The organism is Verrucomicrobiota bacterium JB022, assembly GCA_030673845.1.
Classification (GTDB): domain Bacteria; phylum Verrucomicrobiota; class Verrucomicrobiia; order Opitutales; family Oceanipulchritudinaceae; genus WOUP01.
In genome coordinates, this window is the sequence record JAUTCQ010000003.1 from 192,447 (window position 1) to 207,294 (window position 14,848).

The following is a 14,848-nucleotide window of genomic DNA, read 5'->3' on the forward strand; positions in this document are numbered from 1 at the left end:
AACCAATCGTTGGGTTTCTTTGGGGTAGGTATCAGGAATTCTGATTTTGAACTGGATTTTGGCTTCCGCGGGTTTACGCTCCCGCTGCAAGCATGGCAGTAAAGGAATCCTGGAACTCGAGGCTCGGCGTCATCCTGGCGGTGGCGGGCAGTGCTGTTGGCATTGGCAATTTCCTGCGTTTTCCCGGAAACGTAGCCCAGTATGGGGGCGGTGCCTTCATGTTGGCCTACGTCATTTCCTTCCTGATCATCGGGTTGCCGCTGTCGTGGGCAGAATGGACGATGGCCCGTTACGGCGGGCAGCGCGGCTTTCACTCCCCGGTAGGGGTCTTCCACGCCGTCACCCGGCGGCCGTGGGGCAAGTTTGTGGGCGTCATCGGCATCGTCATCCCCGTGTGCATCTATATGTATTATGTGGTGGTTGAGTCGTGGTGCCTGGGCTACGCCTGCAACTTCCTCTTCAACCCCGAAGTCTTCAGCACCTCGGAGGGGGTGGGGAACTTCTTTGGCGCCTTTACCGGCATTGGGGCCGACGGCTCGGCCTGGGGCATGGGGATGGACCACCTCGGCACGTTCCTGATCGTCTGCTTTGCGCTCAATTTCTTCCTGATCTACCGGGGCATCTCCAAAGGCATCGAGATGTTTTGCAACTACGCCATGCCCGCCCTGCTGATCCTCGCGCTGATCGTGCTGGTGCGGGTGCTGACCCTCGGCACGCCCAACCCCGAGATCCCGAGCCAGAACATCACCAACGGCCTCGGCTTCATGTGGAACCCGAACAAGGTCGAGCTGGTCGAGACCACCCAAAATGAGGCGGGCGACTCGGTGGAAAAGCGCACGCAGCTCTTTGGCCGCCAGGTGGAGGTGGTCAAGCAGCAGCTGGGCCTCGAAGGCGGTGAGGGCGAGCCGTTGCCGGTTTCGGCCGCGTGGCTGGAGCAGGTAGGCATCGCGACGCCCAACCCGGAGGCAAGCTTCCGGGTGGACGAGATCAGCGCGGTCAGCCAGTTGGCCAAGCCCGATGTGTGGCTCGCGGCGGCAGGGCAGATCTTCTTCTCCCTCTCCGTCGGCTTCGGTGTGATCCTGACTTATGCGTCTTACCTGAAGAAGGACGACGACGTGATCCTGAGCGGCCTGACTGCCGTCTCTGCCAACGAATTTTCCGAAGTGGGCCTGGGCGGCCTGATCACGGTGCCGGCGGCGTTTGCCTTCTTCGGCGTCACGGCGAGCGTGGGCAGCACTTTCGGCCTCGGCTTCGTCACTCTGCCCAACGTGTTCGGCCTCATGCCAGCGGGGAACATCTTCGGCTTCCTGTTTTTCTTCCTGCTCTTCCTAGCGGCAGTCACCAGCTCGCTCTCGATGCTCCAACCGGGCATCGCGTTTCTGGAAGGGGCGCTGGGCATCGGTCGCAAGCTGTCGGTGGCGATTCTCGGCCTCATTACGGCGGTGGGGGCCATTGCGGTGGTCTCCTTCAGCAAAGACGTGAAGATGCTCGACCACCTCGACTTCTGGGGCGGCACCTTCCTGATCTTCGTCTTCGCCACGATCCAGATCTCGGCCTTTGCCTGGCTCTTCGGGATCAAGAACGGCATGAAGGAGGCGCACACGGGGTCGGCCATCCGCATCCCCAAAATCTTCCAATGGACGATGGCGACGGTTACGCCGCTCTTCCTCATCACGATCTTCGTCTTCTGGATGAAGGACAACGTCTTCGGTCAGGGCTCCAGCTATGTGACGGACTTGATCCGCGAGCCCAAGATGGGGGCGTGGGCCGCCGTCGTCGCGCTGGGGCTCTTCGGGCTGTTCTCGTTGATCGTTACGCTCAACAGCCCGCGTTACAAGAGCTACGACCACGGCCCCGACCAAGAATAATCACTCCCCACAAAACGATTTTCCCATGGATACTGGCGGCTGGATCATCATGACGCTCTCCGTTACGGCGGCGACCACGCTCTTTCTCTGGTGCATGTTCAAAGTCCTCACCACGCCCGGCGAGACGGAGCACGTGCATGGCTTTGAGCAGGAAACGCCCGACGTGGCCGAACAACGCCGTCGCGATGCGCAACGCTAGCCTGCTCTTGCTGCTGGGCCTCGCGCTGGGGGGCTGTGTGCACGTGCAGGAGCACCGCGCCCGGCACCTTCGCGATGCCTACGGCTCCTACGATACGGCCAAGCAAACGCGGCTGCTGGAGGCGACGATTGCGCGTGGCGACCAGCCGGAGGCGGTATACGTTGCGCTCGGGCCGCCCACGGTGCGTTTCCCGCGGGGGGAGGGCGAGGCTTGGCTCTACGTGGGCCATGCGGGTGAAAGCACGGGCGACACGCTTACTTTCGGCTCCCGAGCCGCCAACGACTGGGGTGGGGACCAACAGGAGCTGATCGTGCTTTTCCGCGACGAGGCGGCGGTCGACTGGCTGCTGCAGCCGCTGAGCGACACCGGCATGGGCCTGACCAACGAGGCGCAGCGCCAGCGCGATGCCGGGGAGCTGGTGACGTGGCGCGGCCCCCGGATCAACCGCGACCCCTATTTGCCGCGCTGAGCGCAGTTGGGGCAGACGCCGTAAAAGATGGTTTCCTGCCCGGTGATCTTGAAGCCTTCCGGCTCCTCGATGTGCACCTCGGGCACTTCGACCTGCAGGTAATACACCCGGTCGCAGTCGCGGCAGATGAAGTGGCCGATATGGCCGTCCATCGCCAGCTCGTAGCGCACAGGCTGGCCGGGGTAGTCGACGCCCAGCAGCAGGTGCGCCTCGCTCAGGTCCTTGATCTGCCGGTAAACGGTGCGCAGGCCGAGCCCGGGCAGGAGCTTCACGGCCATTTCGTGAATCTCGTTGGGCGAGAGGGGGCGGCCTGCCTCCCGCAGGACTTGCTCGATGGCAGCGCGCTGGCGGGTTTGGCGGATCATGCTTCGGCCTCGGGGCTCTCCTCCTTCAGGCGGTTACGGGCAGCGCGCTTGAGCTGCTTGAGGCGCGTTTCCGCATTGCGCAGCTGGCGGCTGGAAAAGTGGTCGATAAAGAGCACTCCCTGAGTGTGGTCGTACTCGTGTTGCAACACGCGGGCAAACCAGCCGGCGGCGCGCAGCACGTGGGGCGTGCCGTCGAGGTCCTGGTAATTGACTTCAACCGCGAGGGGGCGGGTTACGTCGCCGCGCACGCCGGGGAAGGAGAGGCAGCCCTCTTCGCCGGTCGCCGTGCGGCCGGGCAACACCTTCACCTGCGCATTGACGAGCGTCAGCGGCATGATGAGATCGATCGGGGGGCGTTTGCCATCCAGTTCGTAATCAAGATCCTGCGGCTCCAGCATGCTGACGTCGACGACGAAGAGCAGGAGGGCGCGGCCGATCTGCTGGGCGGCCAAGCCCACACCGTCTTCCTCGCGCATGGTTTCGACCATGTCGGCGGCGAGTTGCTTCAACTCATCATCGAAGCGCTCGATCCGCTTCCCGGTCTGCCGTAAAACCGGCTCACCGTAATGCGTGACCCGTAAAATCATGCTCGAAATGCTTGTACGGCAAGTAGGGATGACAAGCTAAATCCGTTGCGAAAATCGCGGGGGCGTGTTTGTTAGCCCTGTTGGCATGAAGTGGCGCTCAATCATAATGGCCCTCGGCAGCCTTGTTTTGGCTGTGCTTTTGCTCTGGGTGGGCATGAGTATCCCGCGGCATTTCCGAGCCGTTTCGCCCCTCGTGCTGCAGGAGGCGGGCAAGGACACGCTCACCTTGCCAGAGCAAGCCGAGAATGCACTGGCGCGTGGGCAGGTCGGCATGGCGCAGCTTTACTGGCGCGCCGTGCCCGACGGGATCCGCGAGGGCGCCCGCGAGCGTTACCGCCGCCTCATGCGCGAAAACCCGCTCAATGACCTGACGGGTGGCCCGTCTCCTTATCTGGAGCAGCTCTGGGCACGGCACGACGTGAGCCAGTGGAAGGAGCAGCCCATCGTGCCGCTGATGCTGCCCAAGGCGCGGCGCGACGAGCTGCGGGCGTTTTTGCAGCAGTCGAGCAACGCGACCGTGCACGCGCTGCTCGAAACCGGTGAGCTGCCCGGTTGGCAGAGCTTCATGCCCGTCTACAGCGCGGGCGGCCAGCCGCTCGATGCCACTATACTCCTCGCCGGACTGCTGGAGCAGTCGCAGGTGTGGAGCCCCGAATTTTCCCGTGAACTGCGCGATGTCACCCAAAGGGCCCTGCTCGAAGACGAGGAGGCACAGGCGGAGCTGGAGGAGACGTATTTCGCCATCCTGACTCTGGGGATGCGCCTCAAGTGGGTGCCGCTGAAGGAGCTGATGCAGCGCGCGCCCGACCTGGAGACGCTGCAGCGCCTCGCCGTGCTCATGCACCAGCAGCAGAGCGACGTGGCCCTACTCGTCTCCGCCATCATGCTTTCCGACGACTTAGGCGGCGTGGTCGACTACCTGGAGGCCAATCCGGAACAAGGCCCCCCTGCCATCGCCACCGCCCTCCCTTGGGGCCAGGGCGCGGTGCAGACGCTCTTGCGCTTCGACCACGGGCTCTACGACCCCCCGGGCTGGGTGGAGCGGTTTTCAGCCCTGCGCCTCGGCGCCCGCCAGTTCAAGGGCTTTGCCGAGGCTAGCCCCGGCGGCGCGTTGGCGGCCAAGCTGCTGGCCCTCTTCGGCGGCGGGTATTTCCTGGCCATGCTGCTGACCCGGCCAATCGAAGGCGGCATGGGGCGTCGCCGCACCACCATGGGCAAAATCATCCTCGAAGGCGCCCACCTGACCATCGGCTTGCTCACTGCCGTGCTGCTCGCCGTCGCCGCCGAGCCCGCGCTGCTTGACTTCGAGGCCAACGAGGGAGCCTCCTTGACGCTCGACCTTTCCCGCATCACGCCTTCACCCGCCGGAGCCGTCACCACCCCCGAAAACGGATTCATCATGTTCGACCAAGTCACCACCATCGTGCTGCTGCTCTTCTTCGTGCTGCAGCTCGCCACGTTTATCTACTGCGTGCTGAAGATCCGGGAGATCCGCAACCGCACGGTGCCCCCTGCCGTCAAGATCCGCCTGCTCGACAACGAGGAGACGCTCTTCGACCTCGGGCTCTACATCGGTATCGGCGGCACCGTCTCGGCCCTCATCCTCGTCGTGCTCAAGCTCGTGGACGCCTCGCTGATGGCCGCCTACGCTTCGACCCTCTTCGGCATCATCTTTGTCGCCGTGCTCAAGATCTTCGTGCTGCGCCCCTTCCGCCGGCAGATGATCATCGCCTCCGAAAACACCGACCCGCACAGCACGCCGGTCGAGCGCGTGTAACTGCGCCCCAGCCCCCCGATTTGCCATGAACAAGAGCCTGCTGGTAATGATCTGCGACTTTCTGCTCATCAGCATCCTCGCGCTGGTGAGATTCGACGATCCACCGGAAGACGAGCCGGCTCCGCAGGCACAGGCCCAGGCGGCGGCCCAGCAGGGGCAGGAGCAAGACATGGTGGAAGTCTTGCGCATGTCGCTTGAAGAAGAGGAGGCCCGGCGCCAAGCCCTCGCCCAGAACCTCGAACAGCGCGAAGCCCAGCTCCAGGAGCGCGAGCAGGCCCTGCAACAAACTTCCGAAGAATTGACCATGACCCGCGAAGAGCGCGAGCGCCTCGCCGCCGAACGCGAACGCCTGGCGCAGGAGCGCGAACAGCTGGCCAGCTCCGTCGAACAGCTGGAGCAGACGCGCGCCGAGCGTGAGCAGGAGCTGCAGCGCCAGCAAGAGCAGGCCCGCCAGCTTCAGGCTGAGCTGAAGGCCCAGCAGGATGCCCTGGCCGAATCCCGCGCCGCCGCCGAACGGCTCGCCCAGGCCCAGGCGGAGGCCGAGCAGCGCGCCCAGCTGCTCCAGACCAATTTGCAGGTGTCGCAGACCGAGAGCCGCATCCTCCGCGAGAATCTAGACTCCGCCCGCGCGGAAGTCGAAACTGCCCGCGTGCAGGCCGAGCAGGCCGCTGATCGAGCCGAGCGCCTTTCGACCAATGTGGCCCAGCTGGCGCAGACGCAGCAGCAGAGCACCCAGCAGATTCAGAAACAGATCGAAGAAGCCCAGCCGATCAACCAGAACGAGATCTTCAAACGATTCGAGGCCAACCGCGTGCGTCTCGCCTTCAGCTTCCAGCGCCCGCAGCTGCTCGGCGGCTGGAGCAGTGAGACAAGCCAGGCCCCGGCGGTGTTGGTGCAAGACGCTAGCGGCCAGACCTACGCGCTCGTCGAGGCCTCGATGACGCCCTTTGACCCGACTACGCTGGACAACCTGCGCGCCGTCCGCGCCCAGATGCGCATTGGCGACCGCACGCTGTCGATCACCGAGATCGGTTTCCTGCGCGAAGACCCACGCGTCATCTCCATCGCGCTGCCCGATCGCTTCGTCCAGGCCGCCGAAAAAACGCCCTTTATGCTGGCCCGAGAGCCCCTGCGCTTCCCACAAGCCGTGCTCGTCGGCCAGCAGCAGGACCGCTACGGCGAAGTTGGCTTCCGGGTCAGCTCGGGCGCGAACGACTACATCAACCTCGACAGCCGCGTGCTCAGCCGACTCTTCGGCGACTTTGCCCCCGTGCGCGGCGACTTCGTCTTCGCCAAGACAGGGCACCTGATGGGCGTCATGGTCAGCAACGGCCAAGGCGTGGTGCTCCAGAGCCTGGAAAGCCAGGCCTACCTGCCCCTCGGCGACAACTTCCAGCTCGAACAGGCCCGCCGCCTCAAGACCCAGCTCACTCCGCAGGTGACGCCGTAGGATCGCGCGGCGCCACGCTTGCCAAGGGGTAGATCAAAGGGTATAGCATCTGCCCAACATGGCGTTACGGCTGAAAGTCGACCGTGAAGTGCAGCTCCGCCTGCTCAACCCCGATGAGTCCGGGACTGTGTTCGAAGAAGTCGAGCGGTCGCGCGAGCACCTGCGGACTTGGATGCCCTGGCTCGATCGCACGCGACACGCCGAAGACAGCCGCCCGTTTCTCGAACAGTCGTGGCGCAGCTACCACAACGGCGGCGGCTTCTCGCTCGGCATCTTTTACCACGGGGAATTTGCCGGGATGGCTGGTTTCCACGCCTTCGACGTGGCCAACCGCATCACCAGCCTCGGATATTGGCTGGGGCAGGGCTTTGAGGGCAAGGGCGTCATGCACCGCAGTGTCGAGCGCCTGCTTACCTATGCTTTCAATACGCGCCAGATGAACCGCGTCTACCTGCGCTGCGCCACCGGCAACCTCCGTAGCCGGGCGATCCCGGAGCGCATGGGCTTTGTCCACGAAGGCTGCCAGCGCGAAGCCGAATGGCTCTACGACCATTATGTCGACCTCGAGATCTACAGCCTGCTGCGCCGCGAATGGGAAGCCCGGCAGGCTCAGGCCGAACCGGAAACCGCCAAGCCCAGCCCCTGGACGCTGTTACGGATGGGGTAGGCAAACGTAAGTAGCTGGATACCAGCTACTGTTAGGAATTGCCGGCAGGGCGGAAAGCTTGACTATCAGGTGATAGATAGGTTTCCTCGGCGGCCTGATGAGCGCTGTCGAAGTTGGTCAAGAGGCTGTGGAGCTGTCGGTGGTCATTCCGTGCCTCAATGAGGCCGAAACGATCGGGATTTGCCTGGACAAGATCAATCGCGTCTTTGCCGAGCACGGCATCCGTGGAGAGGCTGTTGTGGGCGATAACGGAAGCACGGATGGATCCATCGAGATCGCTCGTGAAAAGGGCGCCCGCGTGATCAATGTGACGCAGAAGGGCTACGGTAACGCCTTGCGAGGCGGGATCGCTGCCGCCCGTGCCCCTTACATCATCATGGGGGATGCCGACGACAGCTACGACTTTCTGGAGATCCCCAAGTTTCTGAAGCAACTGCGCGCCGGGCACCAGTTTGTCTACGGCTGTCGCCTGCCCACCGGGGGCGGTACGGTCATGCCGGGCGCGATGCCCTGGTCGCACCGGCACATTGGCAATCCACTTTTCTCCCTGCTGGCTCGCCTGTGGTTCCACGCGCCGATTCACGACGTGTATTGCGGCATGCGCGGCTTTCGCAAGGATGCTTACGAAGAGCTCAACCAGCAGTGCACGGGCATGGAGTTCGCGACGGAGATGGTGATCAAGTCGAGCCTCTTCCGGCGCGACATCGTGGAGGTGCCCATTACCTTGCATCCTGATGGGCGTAAGTCGCGCAAGCCTCACCTGCGAACGATGCGGGATGGTTGGCGCACGCTCCGGTTTTTCCTGCTCTACAGCCCCCGCTGGCTGTTTCTCCTGCCGGGGTTGGTGCTGGGGCTGGTCGGCTTCGTCATCGCTCTGCTGGGCGGGTTCAAGGCCTCGATCGGTAATGCAGTGCTGGGAGTGCACTCTTTGACGGCTGGGCTGCTCATGGCCTACATCGGGCTGCAGACGGTCTTCTTTGGAGTGATTGCCAAGACCTTTGCCACCAATGAATCGCTGTCGCCCGCAGATGCCTTGCTGAAGCGGCTGCAGAAGTTTGTGACGCTGGAGAAGGGCATCCTGCTGAGCGTGGCCGCGATTCTGGGCGGCGTCGCGCTGTTTGCCATCGTGCTAGCCCTCTGGTGGCAGTCCGGTTTCGGGCCGCTGGATTACGCACAGACGCTACGGCTGGTTGTCCCCGGCACCTTCCTCATTGCCACCGGCTGGCAGACGCTTTTCTTCGCCTTTACCGTCAGTCTGCTCAGCATTCGCCGCCGGTAACGGATCGCCAGGGCGGTAGAGCAGCTGGATGCGAATACCCTGCCCTGTGATTCGCAAGCGCCAGAAGAGCCGATCCGGGAAGGCCCGGATCAGTTCCACATTTCGTGCCCCCAGGTCGTGGGCTCGCAGAACGGTCGCATTTTGCCAGTCCGCCTCGTTGTATATCAGAGGCAGGTGGGTAAAAGAAGGGTGTTCGATGCTGATCAGTGCTACGCTCTTTTGGCCCACATCCTCCATTTGATCAAGAGCTTCGTAGAATGCTGAGACTATGGGGGAGTCAAACTTGTACCACTGCCATCGCTGAGGTAGCTTTACACAGACGAGGGCTACTGCAATTGCCCCCACGCCCCACCAGGCTAGCCTAAGGCGCTTCGTTGAAAGGCGCTGTAACGCGATAGCATGGCCGCTGACAATGGCCACGATCCCCATGCCCGCAATCGGACCGTAATAATGGGGATAATTGTAAAATGACAACAGGCTTGCGCCCAAAACGATCAGCGCCGTCACGGCAGCAAGCCTCGCCTGCTTGTGCAAGAGGGCTAGCAGCAGGTATGGAATCATGCTCCAAGCAAAGAGCTTTATGAAGGTGGAGACTGCGGTGGGAAGGCCCCGTGACATGAAGGTGAAATTCTTAACCATCGGGTAGATCTGATCGTTGTAGAAAAGATCTAGAATCGGCTGAGTATAATTTCTCGATTCTGCGATGGGCTGAAACCAGAAGAGAGGCGTGAAGGAATAACGCTCTTCATAAAGTATGTATGGACTCTGAAGCGGATTGCCGGTTACAGCACTATTCAGTACCAGTTGAAATACAACCGTTGCCGCGAAGAGGACCCCAGCTGGCATCAACGGCTTCCAGAAATGCCAACGGTGGTGCGCGACCAGATTTATCATCAACCACGTCGCGATTGGCAAACAGGCAACGGCTCCTTCAAACGGGCGCCCCAGCAAAAGATGGCTGACTCCTGCGCCCATCAAAAGGGAATCTCTCCAAGATCCACCTCTACAGGTTCTCCAAGCTCCACCTATGGTCAGGGCACCACCAATCGCGGCTACATTGCCGCCCCAATAGGAGTAGTTCCAATAGAAGACGCTCCCGAACAGCAGTATTGTTAGTAAACCTCCAATGAACGCGTGCGTTGGGGTGACAATTGCGCGTGCTGCATAGTAGACAGATAGGACAAGAAGGAGCGATGAGAGCCAAATTCCTACAATTGGATGGGAAAGTAACTCTCCTACCGCCAGGTAAAGAGCTTGGCCTGGCGGGTACTTCGCCTGATAGCTGGGCTCAACCAATACGTGCAGGGTTTCAAAGAACTCGGCGGGCTGGGGGGACGAGTTGGTCAATCTGCCACTCGCAAAAGTCTCTGCCGCCAAGAGATTTGCCGCCTCATCGTGAATACGAATCTGAGGTGCGCCGTGAATGATGAAGGGCAGTATGGAAGTCGCCAGTGACAGGATCATCAGCAACAGGACGGCATGCTTGTCCTCAAACGGTGAGAGCTGTCTCTTAAATCGCCTTTCCATCGATAGCACTTGCTTGGGTCATTATTCTATTACTTGCGTCGGGCGAGGAGGAATAGTTTCCCCATCTCCTCCTGAAGTATCTCTGGATGGAAGCGGTCCTTGATCAGCGCGAGGCTCTCTTCACGACGTCCCAGCCAGTTGAAATAGGTGGTGGCCTCTTGATCTGTCATCGTTTGAAATGCATCGAGTTTTCCCCACATTTTCCTAGTCCACGAACAACTACTCAGACCATGCACGAAAAACAAAAAAGGGGTCATCCATGGCTCAACCAGGCATAGGCGACCCGTTTCCGGCTTGAGGATGCGCACGACTTCGTCAAGCGTTTGCTCCAGATCTCCCGGCAGAGCCGGAAGGTGGTGGACCCCGCCCTGGATCACTATAAGGTCAAATTGGCCATTTTTGAAGCGTGTGTTCCGGCAGTCCGCGACGTAAAGGTTACAGTCGACGGTGGCTTGCTTCAACAACGCTGGGGAAAGGTCGGCACCGCAGATATTCGTAAAACCTAGTTCCTGAAGCGCAAGCAATCCGTTGCCCCGACCACAGAACAGTTCTGCGATCGCGATTCCTCGAGGCATTCCGGTGATTCCCAGACGCTTAAGCCTCTTTTTGAACTTGGTTCGTTCCTGTTCAGGCGTTTCGAAACGGCTGTAGGCGTCCTCCCAGACAGGATTCTCGCACAACGCTCCCTCGTGCCAATAAGTTAAGTTTCCCATTATTGATACAGGTTCCAATCAGACGACAACGACTCGTTTACGCTGCCGCCCCGGCGGGCATAGCACAAGACATTTAACCGCGAGCGACCGTGCTCGATACGCTCATCGCTACCTTGGTAGCCATCAGCATGAAGCCGACCAGTGCACCCGGTCGGCTTCGTTATTCATGCTAAGGTATAACAGAGAAAAAAGAGCACCCCGGCCCCTTTAGGCCGGGATCTCCTGGAATCGTGCGATTTCGGTGGTCATGGGGCCGGCGGTGAGGGACAAGGGCTTGTCCCAGGCGCGGCTGGCGGCCTTGAGGAAGGCGTTGATCGCGGGCTCGTCGCAGCGGCTGCGCAGGGCGCCGATGCAGAGCGGCATCGAGAAGCTGAAATGCGGCCACACAAACAGCTTGTCGCGCAGGTGCGAGCGTTCCACTACCTGCCGGGGCACGAGGCTGAGGGCCATCTGCGAGGCGATGAAGAAGCTGACGGTCACGTCGTTGTCGTCGAGTTCGTAACGGCGCTGCAGCTTGAGCTTCTTCACTTCGGTGATGTGCTCCATCAGCCGGTAATATGAGCAGTTGGGGGAGGTGAAGACCCATGGGTAGCGGCTCAACACTTCCCAGTCGGGCCGGGCCAATTCCTCTTCCCAGGCGCGGGGGCCCACGACACAGATCTCTAGATCCGTCACGTGGGCGCTGGCGACTTCCGGGTGCTCGCAGGGGCCTTCGTAGAAGACGACGTCGAGCTCGCGGGCGAGGAGGCGGTCGAGCATGATGCCGCTGCTGCCATACTTCACCTGGAAGCCCAGCTTCGGGTAGGCATCGGACAGGACTCGGACGATCTGGTCGGCCCGGACGATTTCGGCTTCGTTGTTGATGCCCACGTGCAGGCGCCCGCTCAACTCGCCTTTCAGCGAGCCGGCTTTTACCTGCAAATCGAGGCAGGCCTTGAGGATGCGGTCGGCCTGGTCCCAGATCTCATGACCTGCAGGGGTCAGCGCCATGCCGCGTGGGCTGCGGATAAACAGCTTGAGGCCCAGCTCTTCTTCGAGCGTCTTGATGTGGCTGCTGACGGCGGGCTGGCTCATGGAAAGACGCTCGGCCGCCCGCGTGAGATTTTCTTCTTCCGCGACGGTAACAAACGTTTTCAGGTGGTAGAGTTCCATGAGTCGCCTCCTCTCGGCCGCTGATAGGTGCTAGTGCAGATGATTTTGCCGTTGATGTAGAGGCGAGGCGAGGGCTTTTTGCCCTTTTCTGTCTCGATCCTCCCACCGTTCCATACGCGCATGACGACTCGGGCCGGTGCATGATTCAGTTTCAGGACCATGGCGGTGCGCAGCCACGAGAGCCAAGCCTTTACAGGGTTGTGCTCATGAGTGGCGGCGGGTGCGGCGAACGGGATCGTCGTAGCTTTGAGCGTCTTCATGATGGGAGGTCGTTCAGTATTCGGTAAGCAGGCGGCGCCGTGAGAATAAACGAAACCGGCGCTGCTGGGCACCCGAATTGTGCTCCAGCGTAACAGATCATAGCAGAACAGGGCGCGTTCGGATATTTTGAGTTCCTGATGCAGCCCTCAGGAATTCTGATGGTACAGGGGTGCCCCTTTATCCTGGACGCGATGAATTGCGGTGCTCCGCGCCGATCTGGTTTTGGAACCGGTGATGATGACGGTCCAAGATCTCGGGCGAAGCCGACACGCTTGAGAAATGAAATCGGTGCAGAGCACCGCAGTCCCAGAGCGTCTTCAGTCCATCGAAAGCCTGTCCGGCTCCTCTATTTGCGCTTGGCGGCTCTCCGGGCGGCTTCTTTGGCCTGTTGCTCTGCGGCCTTCTCGCGGTGGTGGGAGGCGAGCATGTTTTCGAACGACAGGCCCGTCAGGCTCTCCAGTCGCTTGACGAGGTAGATGAGGATGCCGACGGTGATGATGAGGTTGGGTACAGCGATGATGGCGTAGCTCCAGCCCGTCATGGCGCCAACTTCGGCGTTGTATTGGGCGAGGTCGACGCTGGGCTCGGTCTTGATGAAGTAGCTGGCTACGAGGAAGTTGAGCAGGGCGCTGAAGAAAAAGCTGAGGCCGAGCAGGATCGTCGTGCGGCGCAGCAGGGCGTCGAAGTGCGGGGTGTTGTTGCGCTCGGCGAGGCGGGTCTTGATCGCCTCCACGTCAAAGAGCTCCGGCGTGTAGAGGATCTTGCGGATCAGCGGGAAAGGCGTAAAGAGGCTGCCGATCACCACCAGACCGATGATGGCGGGGATGGCCGTCTCCTTCAGGATAAACCAGTCGCGCGAGAGCTGCAGCAGGCCGATACCGCCGGTCAGCAGAATGCTGATAAAGCCGAGGATGCTGATGAAGTTGTACTTCTTGCGTTTGTTGAGATCGTAAAAGAAGTAGACGACAGGGAAGGCGAGGGCGATGAGCAACACCGTTACGGGGTTATCGATCCAGCGGTCGCCTTGGCCGAGGATGATGACCGGCAGGGCGATGTTGAGCAGGAGGTTCATGAACGGATCTTCCTGCTGCCGCGGCGAGGTGGTGTTTTCGCTTCCCATGTAGGCGGCTATGCTTAATTTACCGGCCATGAACGCAAGCCCGATCCGCTGCCTTGTTTCCGCAGGGCCCACCCGGGAGTATTTCGACCCCGTCCGCTTCTTGAGCAACCCCTCGAGCGGCAAGATGGGCTATGCCATCGCCCGCGCGGCTCAGGAGGCCGGCTGGCAGACCGAGCTGGTCAGCGGCCCGGTGGCGCTGGAGGCCCCGGAGGGCGTGGCGGTGACGCGGGTGGAAACGGGGCAGCAGATGTTTGACGCACTGGCCCCGCGCTTCGAGCACTGCGACGTGTTGATCATGACGGCGGCGATCATGGACTACCGCCCGGCGGAAAAGGCCACCCAAAAGGTGAAGAAAGACCAGCTCGACTTCACGGTGCGTATGGAGCCGGTCGTCGACGTGCTCAAGACGCTGGCCGCGCGCCGTCGCCCCGGCCAATACATCGTGGGCTTTGCCGCCGAGACGAACGACCTCGAAACGTATGCGCGTGGCAAGCTGCTGAAGAAGAACTGCGACCTGATCGTGGGCAACTACATCGGACGCCCCGACACGGGCTTCCAGGGCGACGAGAACACCGTTTTTCTCTTCGCGCCCGAACAGCGAGTCCGGCAGGTGGGCCCTGCGAGCAAGCTCGAAATCGCCCGCGAGCTGGTGCGTCTGGTGGGTGAGGCGAGGGTGGTATAAGGAATGCTTGCCGCAAAATCAGGCTTGGCGTCGGCTTGATAAGGGATAGGCTTCAGGCCTCTCTTATGGTCGACGCCTTTGTTTCTTTCGTTCTTGGCTTGGCGCTGCTGGGGTTCAGCTTCCGCAAATCACCGCAACTGCAGACGGGGGCTCAGCGAAGGTTGATCCTGCTGCGCGTGGGCGCGGCGTTGGTGATTTTGTTTGCGGTCGTGCGCCTTGCCACCGCCGGAGCCGCGCCCGAGGCAACGACCGGGGGCACTTCGTGGCAGCGTTTCGAGCTGCCGAGCGGCAAGGCATCGGCGTCGTTTCCGGCCCAGCCCAAGCCGATCTCTTTCAAGACCTGGGGCGAGGAAAACGTCGGCTTTGTGTTGGAACTGCCGGGAGAAGTGAGCCTGCGCCTCGGTGAAGCCCCCGTGCGCCCTCATGCGGTCCGCGAGACGAAGGTGGCGCAGCTCCGGCTCTTCTTGGAGGAAATGGGCGAGCTGCAGCACTTTGAAGACGATGGCACATTTGTCTTCTGTCGAGTCAAGGTCGGCCCCGACGCGGGTACCTATTACATCATGGAAGCCCAGATCTACCCGGGCGACCAGATGCGCCGCATCATCGCCGTCTACCCGGAAGGTTACGCGGGCGACATGCTCCCCATCCGCCGCTTCCTCAACTCCGGCCGGTTTGCGCTCTCGGGAGAGTCGGAGGGGATGGAGCAGCCTTGAAATCCGGGCCCGGTTGTAT

16 protein-coding genes are annotated in these 14,848 nt (G+C 61.5%); 9 read left to right on the plus strand and 7 right to left on the minus strand.

Features of this window, described 5'->3' with window-relative positions; translation table 11 throughout:
• Nucleotides 1-92 precede the first annotated feature (92 nt).
• From Q7P63_02525 to Q7P63_02535, 3 genes are read left to right on the plus strand one after another with little or no spacing between them, the layout of a single operon-like run.
• Complete coding sequence (locus Q7P63_02525) at nucleotides 93-1,868, plus strand: sodium-dependent transporter (protein ID MDP0498952.1); 1,776 nt, start codon at nucleotides 93-95, stop codon at nucleotides 1,866-1,868.
• A 25-nt stretch (nucleotides 1,869-1,893) separates the two neighbouring features.
• Nucleotides 1,894-2,067, plus strand: a complete 174-nt coding sequence (locus Q7P63_02530) for a hypothetical protein (protein MDP0498953.1) — start codon at nucleotides 1,894-1,896, stop codon at nucleotides 2,065-2,067.
• On the plus strand, nucleotides 2,054-2,536 hold the full coding sequence (locus tag Q7P63_02535; protein ID MDP0498954.1) for a hypothetical protein: 483 nt from the start codon (nucleotides 2,054-2,056) through the stop codon (nucleotides 2,534-2,536). Before Q7P63_02530 ends, Q7P63_02535 begins: the two co-directional genes overlap by 14 nt.
• Here Q7P63_02535 and Q7P63_02540 read toward each other — a convergent pair.
• Together Q7P63_02540 and def are read right to left on the minus strand one after the other, a co-directional pair.
• Nucleotides 2,521-2,901 carry a transcriptional repressor gene (locus Q7P63_02540; GenBank protein MDP0498955.1) on the minus strand — a complete coding sequence of 127 codons (381 nt, stop codon included), beginning with the start codon at nucleotides 2,899-2,901 and terminating at the stop codon, nucleotides 2,521-2,523. The genes Q7P63_02535 and Q7P63_02540 overlap by 16 nt on opposite strands.
• Nucleotides 2,898-3,488 (minus strand): peptide deformylase, encoded by a 591-nt coding sequence (gene def / locus Q7P63_02545; protein ID MDP0498956.1) that lies wholly within the window; start codon nucleotides 3,486-3,488, stop codon nucleotides 2,898-2,900. Before def ends, Q7P63_02540 begins: the two co-directional genes overlap by 4 nt.
• A gap of 85 nt (nucleotides 3,489-3,573) precedes the next feature.
• On the opposite strand from def, the gene Q7P63_02550 reads away from it, so the two are divergent.
• The 4 genes from Q7P63_02550 to Q7P63_02565 all read left to right on the plus strand — a co-directional run bounded on the left by Q7P63_02550 (nucleotide 3,574) and on the right by Q7P63_02565 (nucleotide 8,661).
• Nucleotides 3,574-5,265, plus strand: coding sequence for a hypothetical protein (locus Q7P63_02550; GenBank protein MDP0498957.1), 1,692 nt, complete (start codon nucleotides 3,574-3,576; stop codon nucleotides 5,263-5,265).
• Between the two features lie 25 nt (nucleotides 5,266-5,290).
• The gene (locus tag Q7P63_02555) at nucleotides 5,291-6,715 is read left to right on the plus strand and encodes a hypothetical protein (GenBank protein MDP0498958.1); all 1,425 of its coding nucleotides are present in this window, start codon (nucleotides 5,291-5,293) and stop codon (nucleotides 6,713-6,715) included.
• 58 nt (nucleotides 6,716-6,773) lie between these two features.
• Nucleotides 6,774-7,382, plus strand: coding sequence for a GNAT family protein (locus Q7P63_02560; GenBank protein ID MDP0498959.1), 609 nt, complete (start codon nucleotides 6,774-6,776; stop codon nucleotides 7,380-7,382).
• 97 nt (nucleotides 7,383-7,479) lie between these two features.
• Entirely contained in the window at nucleotides 7,480-8,661 is a 1,182-nt protein-coding gene (locus Q7P63_02565) for a glycosyltransferase family 2 protein (protein MDP0498960.1), read from the plus strand.
• Here Q7P63_02565 and Q7P63_02570 read toward each other — a convergent pair.
• The 5 genes from Q7P63_02570 to Q7P63_02590 form a co-directional block, all read right to left on the minus strand.
• Nucleotides 8,563-10,125 (minus strand): hypothetical protein, encoded by a 1,563-nt coding sequence (locus Q7P63_02570; GenBank protein MDP0498961.1) that lies wholly within the window; start codon nucleotides 10,123-10,125, stop codon nucleotides 8,563-8,565. The genes Q7P63_02565 and Q7P63_02570 overlap by 99 nt on opposite strands.
• A gap of 92 nt (nucleotides 10,126-10,217) precedes the next feature.
• On the minus strand, nucleotides 10,218-10,901 hold the full coding sequence (locus Q7P63_02575) for a class I SAM-dependent methyltransferase (protein MDP0498962.1): 684 nt from the start codon (nucleotides 10,899-10,901) through the stop codon (nucleotides 10,218-10,220).
• A 207-nt stretch (nucleotides 10,902-11,108) separates the two neighbouring features.
• The gene (locus Q7P63_02580) at nucleotides 11,109-12,053 is read right to left on the minus strand and encodes a LysR family transcriptional regulator (protein ID MDP0498963.1); all 945 of its coding nucleotides are present in this window, start codon (nucleotides 12,051-12,053) and stop codon (nucleotides 11,109-11,111) included.
• Complete coding sequence (locus tag Q7P63_02585) at nucleotides 12,035-12,313, minus strand: hypothetical protein (GenBank protein MDP0498964.1); 279 nt, start codon at nucleotides 12,311-12,313, stop codon at nucleotides 12,035-12,037. The genes Q7P63_02580 and Q7P63_02585 overlap by 19 nt, the downstream gene beginning before the upstream one ends.
• Before the next feature lie 347 nt (nucleotides 12,314-12,660).
• Nucleotides 12,661-13,464 carry a VC0807 family protein gene (locus Q7P63_02590; protein MDP0498965.1) on the minus strand — a complete coding sequence of 268 codons (804 nt, stop codon included), beginning with the start codon at nucleotides 13,462-13,464 and terminating at the stop codon, nucleotides 12,661-12,663.
• Here Q7P63_02590 and Q7P63_02595 point away from each other — a divergent pair.
• Together Q7P63_02595 and Q7P63_02600 are read left to right on the plus strand one after the other, a co-directional pair.
• Nucleotides 13,463-14,116, plus strand: a complete 654-nt coding sequence (locus tag Q7P63_02595; protein ID MDP0498966.1) for a phosphopantothenoylcysteine decarboxylase — start codon at nucleotides 13,463-13,465, stop codon at nucleotides 14,114-14,116. The genes Q7P63_02590 and Q7P63_02595 overlap by 2 nt on opposite strands.
• A gap of 65 nt (nucleotides 14,117-14,181) precedes the next feature.
• Entirely contained in the window at nucleotides 14,182-14,829 is a 648-nt protein-coding gene (locus tag Q7P63_02600; GenBank protein MDP0498967.1) for a hypothetical protein, read from the plus strand.
• The last annotated feature ends 19 nt before the right edge of the window (nucleotides 14,830-14,848 follow it).

What these genes read in the sequence shown, in the direction of transcription:
- Q7P63_02525 (MDP0498952.1), top strand. Translation starts at nt 93, where the DNA reads ATGGCAGTAAAGGAATCCTGGAACTCGAGGCTCGGCGTCATCCTGGCG.
- Q7P63_02530 (MDP0498953.1), top strand. Translation starts at nt 1,894, where the DNA reads ATGGATACTGGCGGCTGGATCATCATGACGCTCTCCGTTACGGCGGCG.
- Q7P63_02535 (MDP0498954.1), top strand. Translation starts at nt 2,054, where the DNA reads ATGCGCAACGCTAGCCTGCTCTTGCTGCTGGGCCTCGCGCTGGGGGGC.
- Q7P63_02540 (MDP0498955.1), bottom strand. Translation starts at nt 2,901, where the DNA reads ATGATCCGCCAAACCCGCCAGCGCGCTGCCATCGAGCAAGTCCTGCGG.
- def (MDP0498956.1), bottom strand. Translation starts at nt 3,488, where the DNA reads ATGATTTTACGGGTCACGCATTACGGTGAGCCGGTTTTACGGCAGACC.
- Q7P63_02550 (MDP0498957.1), top strand. Translation starts at nt 3,574, where the DNA reads ATGAAGTGGCGCTCAATCATAATGGCCCTCGGCAGCCTTGTTTTGGCT.
- Q7P63_02555 (MDP0498958.1), top strand. Translation starts at nt 5,291, where the DNA reads ATGAACAAGAGCCTGCTGGTAATGATCTGCGACTTTCTGCTCATCAGC.
- Q7P63_02560 (MDP0498959.1), top strand. Translation starts at nt 6,774, where the DNA reads ATGGCGTTACGGCTGAAAGTCGACCGTGAAGTGCAGCTCCGCCTGCTC.
- Q7P63_02565 (MDP0498960.1), top strand. Translation starts at nt 7,480, where the DNA reads ATGAGCGCTGTCGAAGTTGGTCAAGAGGCTGTGGAGCTGTCGGTGGTC.
- Q7P63_02570 (MDP0498961.1), bottom strand. Translation starts at nt 10,125, where the DNA reads ATGATCCTGTCACTGGCGACTTCCATACTGCCCTTCATCATTCACGGC.
- Q7P63_02575 (MDP0498962.1), bottom strand. Translation starts at nt 10,901, where the DNA reads ATGGGAAACTTAACTTATTGGCACGAGGGAGCGTTGTGCGAGAATCCT.
- Q7P63_02580 (MDP0498963.1), bottom strand. Translation starts at nt 12,053, where the DNA reads ATGGAACTCTACCACCTGAAAACGTTTGTTACCGTCGCGGAAGAAGAA.
- Q7P63_02585 (MDP0498964.1), bottom strand. Translation starts at nt 12,313, where the DNA reads ATGAAGACGCTCAAAGCTACGACGATCCCGTTCGCCGCACCCGCCGCC.
- Q7P63_02595 (MDP0498966.1), top strand. Translation starts at nt 13,463, where the DNA reads ATGAACGCAAGCCCGATCCGCTGCCTTGTTTCCGCAGGGCCCACCCGG.
- Q7P63_02590 (MDP0498965.1), bottom strand. Translation starts at nt 13,464, where the DNA reads ATGGCCGGTAAATTAAGCATAGCCGCCTACATGGGAAGCGAAAACACC.
- Q7P63_02600 (MDP0498967.1), top strand. Translation starts at nt 14,182, where the DNA reads ATGGTCGACGCCTTTGTTTCTTTCGTTCTTGGCTTGGCGCTGCTGGGG.